A 648-nucleotide genomic window follows, 5' to 3' on the forward strand; every position below is an offset into this window, starting at 1 on the left:
CCGGAAGATGAAGACATGGCCGGACATCGGTTCGTCTTTCAGCGCCGTCTGCACTTTTGCAGCCAGCCCGTTGAAGCCGTTTCTCATATCGGTAATACCGGCAACCAGCCAGATTTTGATGCCTGTTGGTAGCGGGATCATCGCTTCAGTTCCTGTATCAGCAGAGTCAGAAGCTTTTCGCTGACAGTGCCGTTGAGGCGGAGTGTCCCGTGCCGGAACGTTACCTCACAGCAGATGCTGAGCTCTGAGTCCTCAGCGGGCGGTTCTGGTTGTACGGCGGTGGCATCGAGAGTCACAGGAAGTAACTGAGGACTCTCAGAGGAAGGTAATAGCAGCTTTCCCTCGCGCCACTGCTGGCGCCATTTAAAGAGCAGATTGGCATTAATGCCATTTTCAAGCGCCAGTTTTGAGATGGATATCCCGGGTTCGCAGGAGGCAGCAACGAGTTGCTGTTTAAACTCAGGAGAATAATTAGGGCAGCCTTTACGCCTGCCGGGAGTCATATTTTTCTGCATATCTGACACTTTGGTTCCCACTACTTATTTGGTGGACACCACTTTGTCGGATGCTTCAGATTATGACCAGACGGTTCACGCTGTACGCTTACAAATAACTGAAGAACATCCCCCTAAGCGTCAGCAGCAAGCT

At 51.9% G+C, this 648-nt stretch carries 2 protein-coding genes; both read right to left on the minus strand.

From position 1 onward, the window contains the following. A partial coding sequence (tnpB, locus tag HMPREF9538_RS13540; RefSeq protein ID WP_009485146.1) for an IS66 family insertion sequence element accessory protein TnpB occupies positions 1–141 on the minus strand: 141 nt, incomplete at its 3' end. Next, positions 138–515 (minus strand): IS66-like element accessory protein TnpA, encoded by a 378-nt coding sequence (gene tnpA / locus HMPREF9538_RS13535; protein WP_004114613.1) that lies wholly within the window; start codon positions 513–515, stop codon positions 138–140. The genes tnpA and tnpB, both read right to left, overlap by 4 nt. Positions 516–648: the final 133 nt, after the last annotated feature.

The organism is Klebsiella sp. MS 92-3 (assembly GCF_000195655.1).
GTDB classification, from domain to species: Bacteria; Pseudomonadota; Gammaproteobacteria; order Enterobacterales; family Enterobacteriaceae; genus Klebsiella; species Klebsiella pneumoniae.

Excerpts from the sequence above, each read along its gene's own strand:
- tnpA (WP_004114613.1), bottom strand. The coding sequence starts at position 515 with ATGCAGAAAAATATGACTCCCGGCAGGCGTAAAGGCTGCCCTAATTAT.